The sequence below is a fragment of the Buttiauxella cochleicola genome, assembly GCF_021282405.1.
Classification (GTDB): Bacteria; Pseudomonadota; Gammaproteobacteria; order Enterobacterales; family Enterobacteriaceae; genus Buttiauxella; species Buttiauxella massiliensis.
Window position 1 is genome coordinate 1 of record NZ_JAJSOU010000001.1, and the last position, 18,955, is coordinate 18,955.

The following is an 18,955-nucleotide window of genomic DNA, read 5'->3' on the forward strand; positions in this document are numbered from 1 at the left end:
GTTTTAAGACCTTTAGCCAGTTCAGCCGCAAGGGCTTTAAGTTTCTTTTCGTCCATAATTTGCCTGTCTCCGTTGTTGGAGTGAACATATCAAAAACAGGCAGATACACAATTTTAATTACAGTCTCCGGGCCGAAACCCGCATTTCTTCACACTGCCGCGATAATCTTAATTTCTACTTTGTAACGCGGGTTCATCAATTTTGCCTGCACGGTACAACGTACCGGTGCATGACCCGCTACAACCCACTCGTCCCAGGCTTTATTCATGGCTGCAAAGTCAGTACTTTCTGGCAGGAAGATCGTGGCATCAAGAATTTTACTCTTATCGCTGCCTTGCTCGAGCAGTACTGCGTCGATCTGCGCAAGGGTGTTTGCGGTTTGTTCGTAAGCATCCGCATCCAGATTTTCCGGCACACCGGTGTAGTACAGGGTGTTGTTATGAATCACCGCATCTGACCAACGTGCTTCCGGTTTTATACGCACAATACTCATCACTGTTTCCTTTTCAGCTCACTTATATTTGCGCTACAGCCTGCCACAATCTGCAGGTGGCTTCCACTGGCTTGCTGGATTAACACCGCTCACACTGACATAATCACTGTCAATAAACCCAGGGGGTATTGTGACAGACGATTTTGCAGCAGATGGCCAACTCGCCACGGCGATAAAAGGTTTTAAACCGCGTGAACCGCAACGCCAGATGGCGCAAGCCGTCACTAAAGCTATTACTTCCGGGCGTGAGCTGGTGGTGGAAGCGGGTACTGGCACCGGTAAAACCTACGCTTACCTGGCCCCAGCTCTGCGTTCAGGCAAAAAAGTCATTATCTCGACCGGATCAAAAGCTTTGCAAGATCAGCTTTTTTCCCGTGATTTACCCACCGTTGCTAAAGCACTCGATTTCAAAGGGCGGCTGGCGCTGCTTAAAGGGCGATCTAACTATTTATGTCTTGAGCGCCTGGAGCAAAATGCGTTGGCGGGCGGAGATCTACAAGTTCAAACGTTAAGCGATATCGTTAAACTGCGTGGCTGGGCGATTGAAACGGTAGATGGCGATATCAGCACTTGCGCAAGTGTTGCTGAAGACTCAGCCGTTTGGCCAATGGTCACAAGTACCAACGATAACTGTCTTGGGCAAGATTGCCCGCTCTACAAAGATTGTTTCGTAGTTAAAGCGCGTAAAAAAGCCATGGATTCGGATGTGGTGGTAGTGAACCACCATCTCTTTCTGGCCGATATGGTGGTGAAAGAGGGCGGCTTCGGTGAACTTATTCCCGAGGCCGAAGTGATGATTTTCGATGAAGCGCACCAAATCCCCGATATCGCCAGCCAATATTTCGGCCAGTCAGTCTCAAGCCGGCAGTTGCTCGATATAGCCAAAGACATCTCAATTGCCTATCGCACAGAAGTGCGTGATGCGCAGCAATTGCAAAAAAGCGCTGACCGTCTGGCGCAGAGCACACAAGATTTTCGTCTGCAAATGGGCGATCCCGGCTATCGCGGAAACTTACGTGAATTACTGGCTGAACCGTCAATTCAACGGGCCTTGCTGCTACTCGATGACGCGCTTGAACTTTGCTATGACGTCGCAAAACTTTCACTTGGCCGCTCCGCATTATTGGATGCGGCATTTGAGCGGGCAGTGATTCTACGCGGGCGTATCAAGCGACTCAAAGAGGTTGATACACCAGGCTATAGCTACTGGTATGAATGCAATGCGCGTAACTTCACACTTGCTCTGACACCGTTGTCGGTGGCCGATAAATTCCAGGAAGTGATCAGCCAGAAAGCAGGAACCTGGATCTTCACTTCGGCAACGCTTTCAGTAAATGATCAACTTAGCCACTTTACTGAACGCCTGGGGATCGCTAACGCAGATACGCTGTTACTAGCCAGTCCGTTTGATTACGCCAGCCAGGCATTATTGTGTGTGCCACGTGGGCTACCAACACCTAACCAACCGGCAGCTGGCAGGCATCTTGCCAAAATGCTCAAGCCGCTAATCGAAGCCAACAACGGTCGTTGCTTCATGCTGTGCACATCTCACTCGATGATGCGCGATTTAGCAGAACAATTTCGCGCCACCATGACGCTGCCGGTTTTACTGCAAGGTGAGACCAGCAAAGGCCAGCTATTGCAGCAGTTTGTCGATGCCGGTAATGCCTTGCTGGTGGCAACCAGCAGTTTCTGGGAAGGGGTTGATGTGCGTGGTGATGCGCTCTCCCTGGTGATTATCGACAAGCTACCGTTTACCTCACCTGACGATCCGTTGCTGAAAGCACGCATGGAAGATTGCCGTCTACGTGGTGGAGACCCCTTTGAGGATGTGCAACTTCCTGATGCTGTTATCACCCTAAAACAGGGTGTAGGCCGCTTAATTCGTGATGTCGATGACCGCGGTGTGTTAGTGATTTGCGATAACCGTCTGGTGATGCGTCCCTACGGTGCAGTATTCCTCAATAGCCTGCCACCAACGCCGCGCACGCGGGATATAAATCGGGCAGTTGAGTTTCTTAACTTCCGTCCGGCGCAGTAATTTGTGCCAGGCTATGGTATGATGCGCGCCGATTTTTGACCCTACTTTTTACCGCCAGAGGTTGGCAAATCATGCGAATTTTAGCCATCGACACCGCGACAGAAGCTTGTTCGGTTGCCCTGTATAACGAGGGGACTTCCTGTGCCCGTTTCGAACTCTGCCCACGTGAACATACCCAACGCATATTGCCGCTTGTCCGCGATATTCTCAATGAAGGGGGCGTTGGTCTGACCGCATTGAACGCCCTTGCTTATGGCCGTGGTCCTGGTAGTTTTACCGGCGTGCGCATAGGCATTGGTATTGCGCAAGGGCTGGCCTTGGGTGCTGAATTGCCAATGATTGGCATATCTACACTTGCCACCATGGCGCAAGGCGCATGGCGTGTGACGGGTGCTACCCGTGTGCTGGCCGCAATTGACGCGCGTATGGGGGAGGTTTATTGGGCTGAATATCAGCGTGATGAAAATGGTGTCTGGCGCGGTGAAGAAACTGAAGCAGTGTTAAAACCTGAAGCGGTTGCTGAGCGGTTGAAACAACTACAGGGTGAGTGGGCTACTGTTGGAACGGGTTGGCAGGCCTGGCCGGATATGGCTCAGGGCAGTGAACTGGTCATCCGTGATGGAGAAGTCACCTTGCCTGCGGCGGAAGATATGTTGCCTTTGGCGATTCAGGCATTAAATGCCGGACAGACAGTTGCGGTTGAACATGCCGAACCGGTTTATCTGCGTAATGAAGTGACCTGGAAGAAACTGCCTGGCAGAGAGTAGTTCCCGACGTTTTCGTGAAGCGAAATTGCGTTAAGGAGAAAGGATATGGCTGGTTTACATGTCAGGATTGTTACCCGGGTTTTAGCCATCGCGGCTGTCATTGCGCTTAGCGGTTGCGTCAGCATACCTGATGCCATAAAAGGCACCAGCGCCATGCCTCAACAAGATTTAGTCCGGGTGATGAATGCACCACAGCTCTATATCGGGCAAGAAGCACGCTTCGGTGGGCGAGTGGTGAATATTGATAACAAGCAGGGCAGAACACGGCTGGAAATTGCCACCGTTAATCTCGATGAAGGTGCGCGTCCTGAGTTAGGTGAGCCTTCCAAAGGGCGTATCTACGCGGATGTTAACGGTTTCCTCGACCCTGTAGACTTCCGCGGTCAGTTGATAACCGTGGTTGGCCCAATTACTGGCGTAGTTGAAGGTAAAGTGGGTGAGAGTGCGTACAAATTTATGGTGATGCAGGTGAATGGCTATAAACGCTGGCGTGTCACTCAACAGGTGGTAATGCCACCGCAACCGATAGACCCGTGGTTCTGGGGCGGGCCGTATCCTTATCGTGGTCGTTATGGCTATGGCGGTATGTGGGGCGGCGGATGGTATAATCCAGGCCCTGCACAGGTACAGACAATCGTAACTGAGTAACAAATTGCTTTACTGAAACGAAGAGGCAGCGGCATGTTCGCTGTCTCTTCGTTTTATCATGGAATAAAAATAATTAGTGATGCGCTTCGCAACCTTAAATCAGTCTAATTAATAAACTGGTACGCTGAGTTAATATTATGTTAACGGCGTGTTTATATATTGGGGTTGTGATGACGACGAATATTAAATTCAGAGGTGGATCCTTGAAGAAGGTTTGGCTTAACCGCTACCCAGCCGATGTTGCGGCTGAGATAAATCCTGACCGTTATCAGTCCCTGGTTGATATGTTTGAGCAAGCAACGGCACGTTATGCCGATCAGCCTGCATTCATGAACATGGGTGAAGTGATGACGTTCCGTAAATTGGAAGAGCGGAGCCGTGCGTTTGCTGCGTATTTACAACAGGGTCTGGGCCTGCAAAAGGGCGACCGTGTTGCGTTAATGATGCCGAACCTGTTGCAGTATCCGGTCGCGCTGTTTGGTATTCTGCGCGCGGGTATGGTGGTGGTGAATGTTAACCCACTGTACACACCGCGTGAGCTTGAGCATCAGCTTAATGACAGCGGTGCCAGTGCGATTGTGATTGTCTCGAACTTCGCTCACACCCTCGAAAAAGTGGTCGAAAAGACCCAGGTTAAGCACGTTATTTTGACGCGTATGGGCGATCAACTCTCTGCGGCAAAAGGTACGTTGGTTAACTTTGTTGTTAAGTACATCAAACGTCTGGTACCGAAATACCATCTTCCTGATGCCATTTCATTCCGTAGTGCTTTGCAACACGGATACCGTCTTCAGTACATCAAGCCTGAAATAATCAACGATGACCTCGCATTCCTGCAATATACCGGCGGGACGACGGGGGTTGCCAAAGGGGCGATGCTGACGCACCGCAATATGTTAGCGAATCTTGAACAAGTTAGAGCGGCCTACAGCCCGCTACTATTTGAGCGCAAAGAGCTGGTTGTTACCGCACTGCCGCTTTACCACATCTTCGCTCTGACCATGAACTGCCTGCTATTTATTGAACTTGGCGGACAGAATTTGCTGATTACCAACCCACGTGACATTCCGGGGCTGGTGAAAGAGCTGGCTAAATATCCATTTACCGCAATGACTGGTGTAAACACGCTGTTTAATGCGCTGCTCAACAACAAAGAATTCCAGCAGCTCGATTTTTCAAGCCTGCACCTTTCCGCGGGTGGCGGTATGCCTGTGCAGCAAGTGGTAGCCGAACGTTGGGAAAAACTAACAGGGCGCTTCCTGCTTGAAGGGTACGGTCTGACCGAATGTGCCCCATTAGTGAGCGCAAATCCTCACGATATGGATTACCACAGCGGCAGTATCGGTTTGCCAGTACCTTCCACCGAAGTAAAACTCATCGACGATGAAGGTGAAGAAGTTCCACCAGGTGAACCAGGGGAGCTGTGCGTCAAAGGTCCACAGGTGATGTTGGGTTACTGGCAACGTCCGGATGCAACGGATGAAATTCTGCAAGACGGCTGGTTGCGTACCGGTGATATTGCGGTGATGGATGACGAGGGCTTTATGCGCATCGTCGATCGCAAAAAAGATATGATTCTGGTCTCAGGCTTTAACGTCTATCCGAACGAAATTGAAGATGTCGTTATGCAACATAGTGGTGTGCTCGAAGTTGCAGCCGTTGGTGTTCCTAGCGGTGCTTCTGGTGAGGCGGTAAAAATCTTCGTCGTGAAAAAAGATGCATCGCTCACCGAAGAAGCGCTGATTGTTTTTTGCCGCCGCCATCTTACTGGCTACAAAGTGCCTAAGCTGGTGGAGTTCCGCGAAGAGCTGCCAAAATCGAACGTTGGCAAAATATTACGACGAGAACTACGTGACGAATCGGTCAGTAAAGGCAACAATAACGCCTGAGCTCCGAGTCAGTCGCCCTAACGCCGGTTCAGCCGGCGTTTTTTATGGGCGCATACCTAAGAGAACTGAATTTGACTTACCAAATGATTACTACCGACGAAGGCCTGGCTACCGTTTGTGAGGCTGCACGTCAATTTCCGGCTATTGCGCTGGATACTGAATTTGTTCGTACACGGACATACTACCCGCAACTGGGCTTGATCCAGCTGTACGACGGGGAAACCGCTTCGCTTATCGACCCGCTGACGATTTCTGATTGGTCACCATTCAAAACGTTGTTGCAAGACACTGCGGTGATTAAGTTCCTGCACGCTGGCAGCGAAGACCTTGAAGTGTTCCTCAACGCGTTCGGCATATTGCCTGACCCGTTTATTGATACACAGATTCTGGCGGCCTTTAGCGGGCGTCCACTCTCTTGTGGTTTTGCCACCATTGTTGAGTCGTTTACCGGGATTGCGCTGGATAAAAGTGAATCCCGCACCGACTGGCTGGCACGTCCTCTGACTGAACGTCAGTGTGATTATGCTGCCGCTGATGTGCTCTATCTGTTGCCTATTGCGCACAAGTTGATGGAAGAGACACAAGCCGCGGGCTGGATGGAAGCCGCTCTGGATGAGTGCAACCTGATGGCCTCACGTCGTCAGGATGTTCTCGACCCTGAAGAAGCCTGGCGTGAAATTGGTAACGCATGGCAGTTAAGAACGCGCCAGTTAGCTTGCCTGAAAAAACTGGCATCGTGGCGTCTGCGTAAAGCGCGTGAGCGTGATATGGCGGTTAACTTCGTCGTACGCGAAGAACACCTCTGGCAGGTTGCACGCTATATGCCGGGATCGTTAGGTGAACTTGAACATCTTGGCCTGAGCGGCAGTGAAATTCGTTTTCATGGTAAAACGCTGTTGGGGTTGGTTGTTGAAGCCCAGGCGTTATCTGATGATGAACTACCTGAACCACTGAGTAATCTGGTTGATATGCCGGGGTATCGCCGCGTATTTAAAGCTATCAAAGCGCTGGTTCAGCAAGTGAGTGAAACTTGTGGTTTGAGTGCAGAGTTACTCGCTTCACGCCGACAAATTAACCAGTTGCTGAATTGGCACTGGCAATTAAAAACCCAGACTACACAGCCGGAATTAATCAGTGGCTGGCGTGGACGTGTAATGGGTGAGGCTTTAAAAACGTTGCTAGCTGATTTTTAATATTTGCTGAAGGTTACTGGGAATAATTACAGGGTTTTGCTGAGTGGTAATAAAATATATCCATTAACCTCTAAGAATAGTCCGTATTTAAACATTGTCAGTTCGTAAAAATAAATAAGCCTCCAGGGTAATCCCGGGAGGCTTATTACATAAAGTGTATTACGCGGATTTGGTTGTTGCTTCCTGAGTTTCTGGCAACGTGACGTTAAGCTCCAGAACAGAAATATCGTCATCCTTTTGATCGAGAACGACTGTTAACATCTCAGGATCGATTTTTACATATTTGCAAATGACTTCCAGAATATCGCGTTTTAGCTGCGGCAAATAATGAGGTTCACTATCACCACGGCGACGTTCTGCAACGATAATTTGCAGACGTTCTTTTGCAATGTTGGCGGTGTTCTTTTTCCGTGAGAGAAAAAAGTCTAGTAATGCCATAACTTATCCTCCGAACAGGCGTTTGAGGAAGCCTTTCTTCTCTTCTTCAATGAAGCGGAAAGGGCGATCTTCGCCAAGCAGACGCTCAACAGTATCTGCATAAGCCTTACCAGCGTCAGCCTCCTGGTCAAGAATGACCGGCTCACCCTGGTTTGAAGCACGCAGCACAGATTGATCTTCAGGAATAACCCCGACCAATGGAATGCGCAGTATTTCCAGCACATCTTCCATGCTTAGCATGTCGCCGCGGTTTACACGGCCCGGGTTGTAGCGAGTTAACAGCAGGTGTTCTTTAATTGGCGATTCACCGTTTTCGGCACGGCGAGATTTTGAAGAAAGAATGCCGAGGATGCGGTCTGAATCGCGCACTGATGAAACTTCGGGGTTAGTCGTGATAATTGCTTCATCAGCAAAATAGAGCGCCATTAATGCGCCTGTTTCGATACCTGCAGGTGAATCGCAAACGATAAACTCAAAGTCCATATTTTTCAGATCTTCGAGTACCTTCGCCACACCTTCGCGGGTAAGGGCATCTTTATCGCGGGTCTGCGATGCTGGAAGAATGTAGAGTTGCTCGGTGCGCTTATCTCGGATCAACGCCTGATTTAATGTGGCGTCGCCTTGAATAACGTTCACGAAGTCATATACCACGCGACGTTCGCATCCCATGATTAAATCCAGGTTACGCAGGCCAATATCAAAATCGATAACGACGGTTTTTCTTCCCTTCTGGGCCAAACCCGTAGCGATGGCCGCGCTGGACGTGGTCTTACCGACGCCCCCTTTACCCGACGTAACAACAATAATGCGTGCCATAAAGGAATTCCTTGTTAAAAGGGCTTAATTCAAAGATTGAACGGAGAGAGCACCGCTCGCCAAACTCAGGCGCGCCGCTTTCCCATAATAATTGGCTGGTATTTGTTCACTTAGCCAGTATTCTCCCGCTATTGAGACCAGCTCAGCAGCAAGATTAGTACAGAATATTTGTGCATCACGATCGCCACTGGCGCCCGCCAGAGCACGGCCACGCATCATGCCGTAAACATGAATATTACCATCTGCTATAAGTTCTGCACCGGCACTGACGTGATTGGTGATAATCAAATCACAGTTTGGCGCATAAATGCGCTGACCGGAACGAACCGGTGCATCAATCAAACGCGTTTTTGTGATCGGGCTAACAATTGGTTCTACTGGTACCGCAACCTCAGCGGGAGTGGCCCTGGAACGCGAATTCTTTTCTTTCCCTTCAGTCAGCAGTGGCAAGCCAGCGAGTTCGATTTCTCTCTTCAACGCTTCGTCTTTACAACCACTTATACCGACTACTCGCAAACCGGAAGAAACTACCGCTTGCTGGACTTTCTTCCAGTTAACTGAACCATCGAGGCTGGCAACATTCACCACCACTGGTGCATTTTTCAGAAAGGCCGGAGCCTGGGATACTTTGTCCTGAAGGGCCTGGAGAATGACTTCGGGTTGTGCATCATGTAAATGAAGCACTGATAAGGTAAAACTGCTGCCTTTTAACTCGATTGGCGTGTTTGACATCCTGGCCTTACTCAATTCAGTTTTAATCCCCACCTGTGTGGGACGATATTCCGAAGTACATCTGGCATGTTATAGTCACAGATATATTCAGGCAAGCCACCATCTGGCGAAAATAGAGTAAAAAAAATGTTTTGTGTGATCTACAGAAGTAGCAAACGTGACCAAACTTATCTTTATGTCGAAAAAAAAGACGATTTCTCACGCGTACCTGAAGAATTGATGAAAGGTTTTGGTACCCCACAATTGGCAATGGTATTACCGCTTGATGGGAGTAAAAAACTGGCTAATGCTGATTTTGATAAAGTAAAACAAGCTCTCAATGATGTTGGCTATTATTTACAATTGCCACCACCGCCTGAAAGTTTGTTAAAAATGCATCTCGAAAACAGTCCGAAAAAATAAGTTTAGGACTACTGCCAAATCTTTCCTGAACATAAAGGTAGATGATATTTAGAACAAATAACCGCGGGGAAAAAGATGAACACTCCAGCAATTTGTTTAACCGTCATCACCTTTATGTTGACCAGTTTTAGCGCCCTATCTTCTGACGAACAGGCGCAATCCATTGTTAATCCCTCAGTTGTGACGCAGCCAGAGACTACGCCTGCACCTACAACGCTTGCGCAGCAAGGGCGAAACCCCGCGGAATTTCCGGCCTTTGTTGAGACACTAAAAGAACAAGCCCGCCTCCAGGGAATTAGCGACAGCACTATCAGCAACGCATTCGCTAGCATTCATTTCGTTGATCGGGTCGTCAAATCTGACCAGAGCCAGCTTGAAAAGAAAATCATGCTGGATGAATATCTGTCTCGGGTCATTACGCCACAAAAGATTGAACAAGCGCGCGCACAATATCAGCAGCACCGAAATGAATTAGAAGCCATCAGCAATCGTACTGGTGTACAAAGTCAGTACATCGTTGCTCTGTGGGCGATGGAAAGCCATTTTGGCGAAATTCAGGGTAAAGAGGACATTGTTTCTGCGCTGGCAACGCTGGCATTTGAAGGGCGGCGTGAAGCGTTCTTTACCAAAGAGTTGATGGCTGCATTAAAAATTCTCGACCAGGGCCATATCACCGTGCAAGAGCTTAAAGGTTCATGGGCGGGGGCAATGGGGCAAGGCCAGTTTATGCCAAGTTCCTATTTACGCTATGGTGCCGATGGCGATGGTGATGGAAAAGTTGATATCTGGACTAACATCAGTGACGTTTTTGCTTCAACCGCTAATTATCTGGAGACTGAAGGATGGAAGGCGGGTGGAGAATGGGGCAGAGAAGTCACGCTTCCCGAAGGTTTCGATAGGTCGCTTGCCGGAACCAAAACAGATCAGGGTAAAACAGTCAGCCAATGGCAAAAATTAGGTATCACGTTAAAAGACGCAACCATGCCACCTGCTCCTACTCGAAAAGCCTGGATTATCACGCCTGATGACAACCTGGGGCGCTCGTTCCTTGTCTACAATAACTTTCGTACCATCATGCACTGGAACCGCTCTTACTACTTTGCGATAAGCATCGGTACCATGGCAGATGCGATTGCACAATAACTCTTACACGTCGGTATTCAGCCGCAATTTTTTTCTCTAGTATCAAAGGTAATTAACACAACGACGCAGAGGAAAGGCATGTATCAGCATCATAACTGGCAGGGTGCGCTGCTGGATTTTCCGGTCAGCAAAGTAGTGTGTGTAGGCAGTAACTACGCAAAACATATCAAAGAGATGGGCAGTGCAACGCCGGAAGAGCCGGTGTTGTTTATTAAGCCCGAAAGCGCGTTGTGTGATATTCGCCAGCCGCTGGTTCTACCCCAAGGTTTGGGGTCGGTGCATCATGAAGTTGAGCTCGCGATTCTGATTGGATCTACGCTTAGACAGGCTACAGATGAGCATGTTACTAAGGCCATTGCAGGATATGGCATAGCGCTTGATCTGACACTTCGTGACTTGCAGGGGAAATTAAAAAAAGCGGGCCAACCCTGGGAAAAAGCGAAGGGGTTTGACAATTCCTGTCCGATTTCTGGGTTTATTCCAGCCAGTGAGTTTAACTGCGATGCGCAAAATACGCCTATTGCATTAAAGATCAATGGCAAAGTTCGCCAGCAGGGCAGTACTTCAGACATGATTCATAAGATCGTGCCTTTGATTGCTTATATGAGCCGCTTTTTCACCTTACGAGCCGGTGATGTGATCCTCACCGGAACACCGGAGGGTGTGGGGCCGCTTGTGAGTGGCGACGAACTCGAAGTTAGCTTCGCAGGCCGCAACTTAACCACCCGCGTTCTATAATCAATTTGCCGCCCGAGGGCGGCAAAACTTGCATCTGTGGCTCAGACTGTTTATAAGGTGCGCTTGTTTTTTTATTACCGGACAAACATCATGACTACAGCACCGTTCTGGCAGCGCAAAACTCTTGACGAAATGAGTGACACAGAGTGGGAATCACTTTGTGATGGCTGCGGCCAGTGCTGTCTGCATAAATTGATGGATGAAGACTCGGATGAAATTTACTTCACCAACGTCGCCTGTAAGCAATTAAACATCAAAACTTGTCAGTGTAAAAACTACGAACGCCGCTTTGAGTATGAGCCAGACTGCATCAAGTTGACTCGTGATAACTTGCCAACCTTTGAGTGGTTACCGCACTCATGCGCGTACCGCCTATTGGCTGAAGGCAAGGACTTACCGGTATGGCATCCCTTGTTGACAGGTTCAAAAGCCGCCATGCATGGTGAACGGATTTCTGTGCGCCATATTGCAGTGAAAGAGTCAGAAGTAACTGACTGGCAAGATCATATATTAAACAAACCTGAGTGGGCAGACTAAACCACCAGCTTCGAGAAAGAACACAAAAATAAATCGTACAAAACGAAATCTTTATGATACGGTGTTCTTTCAATAACAAATAAAAGTAGGTTTTTATCCAGTATTTAACATTTAAGTGTCCGTCTTGTGGCGGTTCACAGTATCGCACCTCCCCTTACGATGTCCGAGAAACAAATCCCCATGGCGCTGTTTGTATCTTCTGTAAATCAGGGATGCACCTTCTTCATCGTCCGATGAGTGCGATTCATCAATATAGTGTAGCTGCTCGCTAAGAGCGAATTGCGCTGGTTTTGCTTTCTCCACTTCTGCACTGTTAACATTCAGCCTCCATAACGGAGGAATAATGAAAAAAATAACATTACTAATTGGGGCAATAATCCTCAGCGGCTGTTCATCGCCTGAGCCCGTGGCACCTAAACCGCCGCAGGTTATCGGCATGCCGAACCCGGCGTCAGTTTACTGCAAAGACAAAGGCGGTGAATTGAGAACGGTGAAAACCGATCTGGGTGAGCGTGGCGATTGCATATTGCCAAGTGGCGAGCGAATAGATCAGTGGACGCTTTATCGTCGCGACCACTAATAATAAAAAAAACCGCCGAGGCGGTTTTTTTATTTCTGCAAGATGAGATTAGCGACCGAACAGATCACGGCGTTTAGGTTTGAAAGGCTGAGCAATCAATACCAGCACGGCAATTACCAGGAAAATAGCAAAAATTCCCACCAACCACTGCACCATATCCAGCGTGAGGAATTCCCACTGGCGCACTGAACAGTCACCTGTTGCCACAAACACTGACGGTAACCACTTATCAAGCGGCAACCAGCTTGGGAAACGCGCGGCAAAGTCACAAGTCACAAACGGGGAAGGGTGAAGCTGAAGCATGGTGTGTTCCCACGCTAATTGCAGACCTTTCCCTGCACTGTAGATCCAAAGCGCAATTCCGGCATAACGCAGCGGTGTTTTTGGCGCAATGGCACCGACAATCCCTGCACCCATAATGCCAAACAGTGCGCAACGCTCGTAAATACACATAACACAAGGTTTCAGCATCATCACGTGCTGGAACCACAATGCCACCATTTCCAGGGCAAAGGCTGTTAATGCCAGTAGAAGCCAGGCACCGCGCCCACGGGAGCATTGGTTTAAATATCGCAACATAATCAGTATCCCTGCAGCATGCGTTGAGTCGGCAGTGTAAACGAATTCGATTTCTGCGCCAGTACGCACATCAAAATAACACGCTAATTGAATGTTATTCAGACAAATAAGGTAAACGGGCGCTATACCGCCCGTTAGAATAACTTAATGCGGTATGGCGTTCATCAATGGTGATGAAATCCAGCCAGCATGCAGCATCCATTCGGTTGCGGGTACGAGGCTAAATTCAACACCTAATAATCCAACGATGGTCAATACCAGCGTATACGGTAGAGCCATCAGCACCATACGGCCATAAGAAAGACGAATCAGCGGAGCCAGCGCGGATGTGAGCAGGAATAAGAAGGCTGCCTGGCCATTTGGTGTAGCAACTGACGGCAAGTTAGTACCGGTGTTAATCGCCACTGCCAGTAACTCAAACTGCTTGAGGTCAATAATGCCGCTGGTTAGTGCAGTTTTCGCTTCGTTGATATAGACGGTGCCGACAAACACGTTATCGGAAATCGATGAAAGGATGCCGTTAAATAAATAGAACAGCGCCAGTTGCGAATGTGGTTCGGCCTGCAATACAAACTGAATAACAGGTGTAAACAGATGCTGGTCAATTATCACGGCGACTACCGCAAAGAACACGGTCAGCAGGGCGGTAAACGGCAGCGCTTCGGTAAAGGCTTTGCCTATCTGGTGCTCATCAGTCACACCACATAATGAGGTGGCAAAAATAATCACTGATAGGCCAATTAACCCTACTTCGGCTAAATGGAGTGCCAGAGCAATCACCAACCAGATACCAATCAGTGCCTGAACGATCAGTTTTACACGATCCTGACGGGTGCGTTTTTGCGCACTTTTAGTGTCGTAGTCTTGCAAAATCCCACGTACCTTTTCTGGCAGTTTCTCACCGTAACCGAGTATTTTAGTGGACTCCAGCAATACACAGGTGAGTAAGCCGCAAATAAGAACCGGAATGGTCACCGGAGCCATACGCAGGAAGAAATCGCCAAAGTGCCAGCCAGCATTTTTCGCAATAATCAGGTTTTGTGGCTCGCCGACCATCGTCATCACACCACCCAGCGCGGTGCCCACACCGGCATGCATCATCAGGCTACGTAGAAAAGCGCGGAATTGCTCGAGTGTGCTGCGAGTGTCGGAATCAAGTTGGGTGTCATCCTGAAGACCATCTTCAAGTTCGCCAGTCGACGCGACGCGGTGGTAGATGTCATAGAAGCCAACCGCCACGCTGATGACTACAGCGACCACGGTAAGAGCATCGAGGAAGGCCGATAAAAATGCGGCTGCGATACAAAATGCGAGGGAGAGCAGAATCTTTGAGCGAATGCCGAGCAGGAGTTTGGTAAACACCAACAGCAGGAGCTGTTTCATGAAATAGATGCCCGCAACCATAAATATCAGTAGCAGCAACACTTCAAGATTTGATGCAATTTCTGCGCGTACATGGTCTGGCGTTGTCATTCCAATGAACACGGCTTCAATAGCCAGCAACCCGCCAGGTAGTAGCGGATAACATTTCAGAGCCATTGCCAGAGTGAATATAAACTCGGCAACCAACATCCAGCCTGCAACGAATGGACTAACGAACCAGAATATTAAAGGATTTATGACTAAGAAAGTCAGTAAAGTCAGCTTATACCAATTAGGTGACTGACCTAAAAAGTTGCGAAAAAGCGCACGCCCCGTAGACATTTCCATCGTAGAATTTTCATGCTCCAGTTATCCGTAATATCTCAAAGTGCAGGCGAGGTGATGCTTTCTCCCCAAAACTTAAAACAGAAATATTTCGGATAAAGATAAAGTTGCGTCAATTGAGTTGTTTCAGGTTACCTGCGCATAAGATATCAATCAAGGTATAGGAATATTCTTTGGTTGTGCGATGCTCTGCAAAATTAAACCATGATTCCAAATTTGGCGCCCCTCGCTGCTACCTGCGCCGCATGGCATCTGGTATGATGAGTCTCTTTAGCAAAACCTGTGTAATGGAAAGCATACTATGGTCATTAAGGCGCAGAGCCCGGCGGGTTTCGCGGAAGAATACATCATCGAAAGTATCTGGAATAACCGCTTTGCCCCGGGAACAATTCTTCCTGCTGAGCGTGAGTTATCTGAGCTAATCGGTGTGACCCGTACCACATTGCGCGAGGTGCTTCAGCGCCTGGCGCGTGATGGCTGGTTAACGATTCAGCATGGCAAGCCGACCAAAGTGAATAACTTCTGGGAAACCTCCGGTTTAAACATTCTGGAAACTCTGGCGCGTCTCGATCATGACAGCGTGCCGCAGTTGATTGATAACCTGCTGTCAGTGCGAACTAACATTGCGACCATCTTTATTCGTACTGCTGTTCGCCAGCATCCGGATAAAGCGCAAGAAGTGTTGGCTACCGCAAACAGCGTTGAAGATCACGCTGATGCGTTCGCTAAGCTTGATTACAACATTTTCCGTGGTCTGGCTTTTGCTTCCGGCAACCCAATTTACGGGCTGATCCTCAATGGAATGAAAGGATTGTATACCCGCATCGGTCGTCACTACTTCTCAAGTCCTGAAGCGCGCAGTCTGGCGTTAGGTTTCTACCATCGTCTGGCGGAAATTTGCCAACAAGGTTTGCACGATCAGGTATTTGATACTGTTCGTACCTACGGGCGTGAAAGTGGTGAAATCTGGCATCGGATGCAGAAAAACCTACCGGGTGATTTGGCAATGCACACTCGTTAATCTGGCCATGTCATCACCATCTGTAAAATGAAAAACGCTTCCTTCGGGAAGCGTTTTTTTATGCTTACAAACTATTGAGTCGCGGTGGGCAACGTTCGAGTAACTCAACGCTGCCATCTTCGTTTTGCTGTTCAAGCGTTACGTCAAAGCCCCACAAACGATGTACATGTTTGAGAACCTCACGACGCCCTTTATCTAGCGGAGCACGGTTATGCGGGATATAGCGCAGCGTCAGCGAGCGGTCGCCGCGTAAATCAACGTTCCAGACCTGAATATTAGGTTCAAGGTTACTGAGATTGTACTGTGCAGAAAGCTCAGCACGAATCTTGCGATAACCCTCCTCATTGTGAATCGCCGCAATTTCCAGATAGTTATTGCGGTCGTCATCCAGCACCGTAAACAGGCGAAAATCACGCATCAGTTTTGGCGACAGGAATTGGCTGATAAAACTTTCATCTTTGAAATCACGCATCGCGAAATGCAGCGTTTCCAGCCAGTCTTTGCCCGCAATATCCGGGAACCAGTAGCGGTCTTCTTCGGTCGGCGACTGGCAAATACGTTTGATGTCCTGGAACATGGCAAAACCCAGTGCATATGGGTTGATGCCGCTGTACCAAGGGCTATTGTACGGTGGCTGGAATACCACATTGGTATGGCTATGTAGGAACTCCAGCATAAAGCGGTCAGTCACTTTTCCTTCATCATACAGATGGTTAAGGATGGTGTAGTGCCAGAACGTCGCCCAGCCTTCGTTCATCACCTGGGTCTGTTTTTGTGGATAGAAGTACTGGCTAACCTTACGCACAATGCGCAAAATCTCACGCTGCCAGGACTCCAACAACGGCGCATTCTTTTCCATAAAATAGAGCAGGTTTTCTTGTGGCTCTGAAGGGTAACGACGCGCTTCGGCAACCGTTTTTTCTTCTTCACGGCGTGGTAGGGTACGCCACAATGTGTTCACCTGGCTTTGCAAGTACTCCTCACGGCTTTTCTGCCGCGCAGTCTCTTCCTGCAACGAAATTTTTTGTGGGCGTTTATAACGGTCAACGCCATAGTTCATCAGCGCATGGCAGGAGTCGAGCAGGCGCTCCACTTCGTCCACGCCATAACGCTCTTCGCATTCGGTAATGTATTTACGGGCGAAAATCAGGTAATCGATAATCGAGCTGGCATCGGTCCAACTGCGGAACAGATAGTTGTTTTTGAAGAATGAGTTATGCCCATAACAGGCATGGGCGATCACCAGCGCCTGCATCGTAATGGTGTTTTCTTCCATCAGATAGGCGATGCACGGGTTGGAGTTGATCACTATCTCGTAGGCCAACCCCTGTTGCCCATGTTTGTATAGCCGCTCCGTTTCAATGAATTTCTTACCAAACGACCAGTGCGGATAGTTAATCGGCATCCCAACGCTCGAATAGGCATCCATCATTTGTTCGGAGGTAATCACTTCAATTTGATGAGGATAAGTCTCCAGCCGATAGAGTTTGGCAACACGATCTATCTCGGCGAGGTAGACATCAAGCAGCTCGAACGTCCAGTCAGGTCCATCACTTAGACGTTTAGAATCCTTTGTGGCGGAATCAGTAACAATAGCCATCAGCGCGCCCTCATTGTTGGCGGCTCTCTCTGGATGGAAAGCCTCACTTTCAAGAATAGACAACTCCTGAAACTTAGCAGCGGCAAGCAAAATTTTTTCGACGCGATTAACGTATTTCAATGCCCCGCGCTTAACTCAATAAGCAGCATAATATTTTGTAGAAAATATTTTACCAGGCAGGAGATTCTAATTATCGATATGCGGCGATAACGGGGCAGGATGTGAGGAAAGTCACTATAACAAAGCCATATGTTGAATAACATTTTCAACTGAGTTATCAATTTGTAATCAGAAGATTATTCTTTTAGCTAAATGGTGGAATCGGTATGCGAGTTGTGGTGCTGGGAAGTGGCGTAGTCGGAGTCAGCAGTGCCTGGTATTTACGCCAGGCTGGGCATGATGTCACGGTTATCGACAGGGAAGCGGGGCCGGCAATGGAAACCAGTGCGGCGAATGCCGGGCAAATTTCACCGGGCTATGCCGCTCCGTGGGCGGCCCCAGGTGTGCCACTTAAAGCGATTAAATGGATGTTCCAACGCCATGCGCCGCTGGCGATAAGCATCGACGGTACGCAATTCCAGCTCAAGTGGATGCTGCAAATGCTGCGCAACTGCGACATGCGTCATTACATGGAAAACAAAGGCCGTATGGTGCGCCTCGCGGAATACAGCCGTGATTGTCTGAAAGAGTTGCGACATACCACCAATATTCAATACGAAGGACGGCAGGGCGGCACGCTGCAACTGTTCCGTACCGCTCAGCAGTATGAAAATGCTGCCAAAGATATTGCAGTACTCGAAGATGCTGGCGTGCCATATCAATTGCTTGAGGCAAGCCGTTTAGCCGAAGTTGAACCCGCGCTAGCTGATGTAGCTCATAAGCTCACAGGCGGCTTGCGCTTACCGAATGATGAAACTGGCGACTGCCAGCTATTTACGCAAAACCTGGCTCAGATGGCGGCAGAGGCCGGTGTTGAGTTCCGTTTCAATACTTCGGTTGATCGTCTGTTGTACGAAGGCCAAAGTATTTACGGCGTGCAGTGCGGCAAAGAGGTCGTGAAGGCCGATGCTTACGTCGTTGCTTTCGGGTCATACTCCACCGGCCTATTGAAAAATATCGTTGATATTCCTGTCTATCCACTCAAAGGTTATTCGCTGACTATCCCCATTGCTGATGAGCAAGGCGCACCTGTTTCGACTATTCTCGATGAGACATACAAAATTGCTATCACGCGTTTTGACAAGCGTATTCGCGTTGGCGGAATGGCAGAAATTGTCGGCTTTAATACGGAATTGCTACAACCGCGCCGCGAAACCCTGGAAATGGTGGTTCGTGATTTGTACCCGCGTGGAGGGCATGTTGAGCAAGCTACGTTCTGGACGGGTCTGCGCCCGATGACGCCAGACGGTACACCAATTGTTGGGCGTACACCGTTCAAAAATCTTTGGCTTAACACCGGGCACGGGACGTTAGGCTGGACGATGGCCTGCGGCTCCGGTCAGATGCTCAGCGATTTAATTTCAGGAACAACGCCCGCCATTCCATTTGACGATCTCGCGGTTGCGCGTTACTCCCCAGGTTTTAGCCCGACGGGCTCGCAGCGTTTGCATAACGCTCATAATTAAATTTAA

20 protein-coding genes are annotated in these 18,955 nt (G+C 48.9%); 13 read left to right on the top strand and 7 right to left on the bottom strand.

The window, feature by feature from the left end; translation table 11 throughout:
• Positions 1-148: 148 nt before the first annotated feature.
• Positions 149-493: a RidA family protein gene (locus LVQ79_RS00005; RefSeq protein ID WP_034455214.1), complete on the bottom strand. Its 345-nt coding sequence runs from the start codon at positions 491-493 to the stop codon at positions 149-151.
• Positions 494-623: 130 nt separating this feature from the next.
• Between LVQ79_RS00005 and yoaA the strand changes: the two genes are divergently transcribed.
• From yoaA to rnd, 5 genes are all read left to right on the top strand, one after another.
• Entirely contained in the window at positions 624-2,534 is a 1,911-nt protein-coding gene (yoaA, locus tag LVQ79_RS00010; RefSeq protein ID WP_232863421.1) for a DNA repair helicase YoaA, read from the top strand.
• A 71-nt stretch (positions 2,535-2,605) separates the two neighbouring features.
• A complete protein-coding gene (gene tsaB / locus LVQ79_RS00015) occupies positions 2,606-3,301 on the top strand; it encodes a tRNA (adenosine(37)-N6)-threonylcarbamoyltransferase complex dimerization subunit type 1 TsaB (RefSeq protein ID WP_232863422.1) in 696 nt (231 codons plus the stop codon).
• A gap of 45 nt (positions 3,302-3,346) precedes the next feature.
• Positions 3,347-3,949 carry a Slp family lipoprotein gene (locus LVQ79_RS00020; protein WP_232863423.1) on the top strand — a complete coding sequence of 201 codons (603 nt, stop codon included), beginning with the start codon at positions 3,347-3,349 and terminating at the stop codon, positions 3,947-3,949.
• A gap of 203 nt (positions 3,950-4,152) precedes the next feature.
• Positions 4,153-5,838, top strand: coding sequence for a long-chain-fatty-acid--CoA ligase FadD (gene fadD, locus LVQ79_RS00025; RefSeq protein ID WP_154148806.1), 1,686 nt, complete (start codon positions 4,153-4,155; stop codon positions 5,836-5,838).
• Between the two features lie 83 nt (positions 5,839-5,921).
• Positions 5,922-7,031 (top strand): ribonuclease D, encoded by a 1,110-nt coding sequence (gene rnd, locus LVQ79_RS00030; RefSeq protein WP_232863744.1) that lies wholly within the window; start codon positions 5,922-5,924, stop codon positions 7,029-7,031.
• A 159-nt stretch (positions 7,032-7,190) separates the two neighbouring features.
• Here rnd and minE read toward each other — a convergent pair whose 3' ends face one another.
• From minE to minC, 3 genes are read right to left on the bottom strand one after another with little or no spacing between them, the layout of a single operon-like run.
• Complete coding sequence (gene minE / locus LVQ79_RS00035) at positions 7,191-7,469, bottom strand: cell division topological specificity factor MinE (RefSeq protein WP_034455225.1); 279 nt, start codon at positions 7,467-7,469, stop codon at positions 7,191-7,193.
• A 3-nt stretch (positions 7,470-7,472) separates the two neighbouring features.
• Positions 7,473-8,285 carry a septum site-determining protein MinD gene (gene minD, locus LVQ79_RS00040; protein ID WP_064511844.1) on the bottom strand — a complete coding sequence of 271 codons (813 nt, stop codon included), beginning with the start codon at positions 8,283-8,285 and terminating at the stop codon, positions 7,473-7,475.
• Between the two features lie 24 nt (positions 8,286-8,309).
• Positions 8,310-9,017 carry a septum site-determining protein MinC gene (minC, locus tag LVQ79_RS00045; protein WP_232863424.1) on the bottom strand — a complete coding sequence of 236 codons (708 nt, stop codon included), beginning with the start codon at positions 9,015-9,017 and terminating at the stop codon, positions 8,310-8,312.
• A 126-nt stretch (positions 9,018-9,143) separates the two neighbouring features.
• Between minC and LVQ79_RS00050 the strand changes: the two genes are divergently transcribed.
• From LVQ79_RS00050 to LVQ79_RS00075, 6 genes are all read left to right on the top strand, one after another.
• On the top strand, positions 9,144-9,419 hold the full coding sequence (locus tag LVQ79_RS00050) for a YcgL domain-containing protein (RefSeq protein WP_232863425.1): 276 nt from the start codon (positions 9,144-9,146) through the stop codon (positions 9,417-9,419).
• A 75-nt stretch (positions 9,420-9,494) separates the two neighbouring features.
• Positions 9,495-10,562, top strand: coding sequence for a lytic murein transglycosylase (locus tag LVQ79_RS00055; RefSeq protein WP_232863426.1), 1,068 nt, complete (start codon positions 9,495-9,497; stop codon positions 10,560-10,562).
• 78 nt (positions 10,563-10,640) lie between these two features.
• On the top strand, positions 10,641-11,300 hold the full coding sequence (locus LVQ79_RS00060; protein WP_232863427.1) for a fumarylacetoacetate hydrolase family protein: 660 nt from the start codon (positions 10,641-10,643) through the stop codon (positions 11,298-11,300).
• Between the two features lie 90 nt (positions 11,301-11,390).
• Positions 11,391-11,837, top strand: a complete 447-nt coding sequence (ycgN, locus tag LVQ79_RS00065) for a cysteine cluster protein YcgN (protein ID WP_064511840.1) — start codon at positions 11,391-11,393, stop codon at positions 11,835-11,837.
• A gap of 95 nt (positions 11,838-11,932) precedes the next feature.
• Positions 11,933-12,109 (top strand): cold shock small protein YmcF, encoded by a 177-nt coding sequence (gene ymcF / locus LVQ79_RS22625; RefSeq protein WP_134183199.1) that lies wholly within the window; start codon positions 11,933-11,935, stop codon positions 12,107-12,109.
• A 71-nt stretch (positions 12,110-12,180) separates the two neighbouring features.
• Positions 12,181-12,417 carry a putative hemolysin gene (locus LVQ79_RS00075; RefSeq protein ID WP_151994539.1) on the top strand — a complete coding sequence of 79 codons (237 nt, stop codon included), beginning with the start codon at positions 12,181-12,183 and terminating at the stop codon, positions 12,415-12,417.
• Between the two features lie 48 nt (positions 12,418-12,465).
• On the opposite strand, the gene dsbB is transcribed toward LVQ79_RS00075, so the two are convergent.
• Positions 12,466-12,996, bottom strand: a complete 531-nt coding sequence (dsbB, locus tag LVQ79_RS00080) for a disulfide bond formation protein DsbB (RefSeq protein WP_232863428.1) — start codon at positions 12,994-12,996, stop codon at positions 12,466-12,468.
• 144 nt (positions 12,997-13,140) lie between these two features.
• Entirely contained in the window at positions 13,141-14,706 is a 1,566-nt protein-coding gene (nhaB, locus tag LVQ79_RS00085) for a Na(+)/H(+) antiporter NhaB (RefSeq protein WP_232863429.1), read from the bottom strand.
• A 298-nt stretch (positions 14,707-15,004) separates the two neighbouring features.
• Between nhaB and fadR the strand changes: the two genes are divergently transcribed.
• A complete protein-coding gene (gene fadR / locus LVQ79_RS00090) occupies positions 15,005-15,724 on the top strand; it encodes a fatty acid metabolism transcriptional regulator FadR (protein ID WP_232863430.1) in 720 nt (239 codons plus the stop codon).
• A 64-nt stretch (positions 15,725-15,788) separates the two neighbouring features.
• Here fadR and LVQ79_RS00095 read toward each other — a convergent pair whose 3' ends face one another.
• The gene (locus tag LVQ79_RS00095; RefSeq protein ID WP_064546553.1) at positions 15,789-17,324 is read right to left on the bottom strand and encodes a SpoVR family protein; all 1,536 of its coding nucleotides are present in this window, start codon (positions 17,322-17,324) and stop codon (positions 15,789-15,791) included.
• A 326-nt stretch (positions 17,325-17,650) separates the two neighbouring features.
• Here LVQ79_RS00095 and LVQ79_RS00100 point away from each other — a divergent pair, with 326 nt between their 5' ends.
• Positions 17,651-18,949: a D-amino acid dehydrogenase gene (locus LVQ79_RS00100; RefSeq protein ID WP_232863431.1), complete on the top strand. Its 1,299-nt coding sequence runs from the start codon at positions 17,651-17,653 to the stop codon at positions 18,947-18,949.
• Positions 18,950-18,955 lie beyond the last annotated feature (6 nt).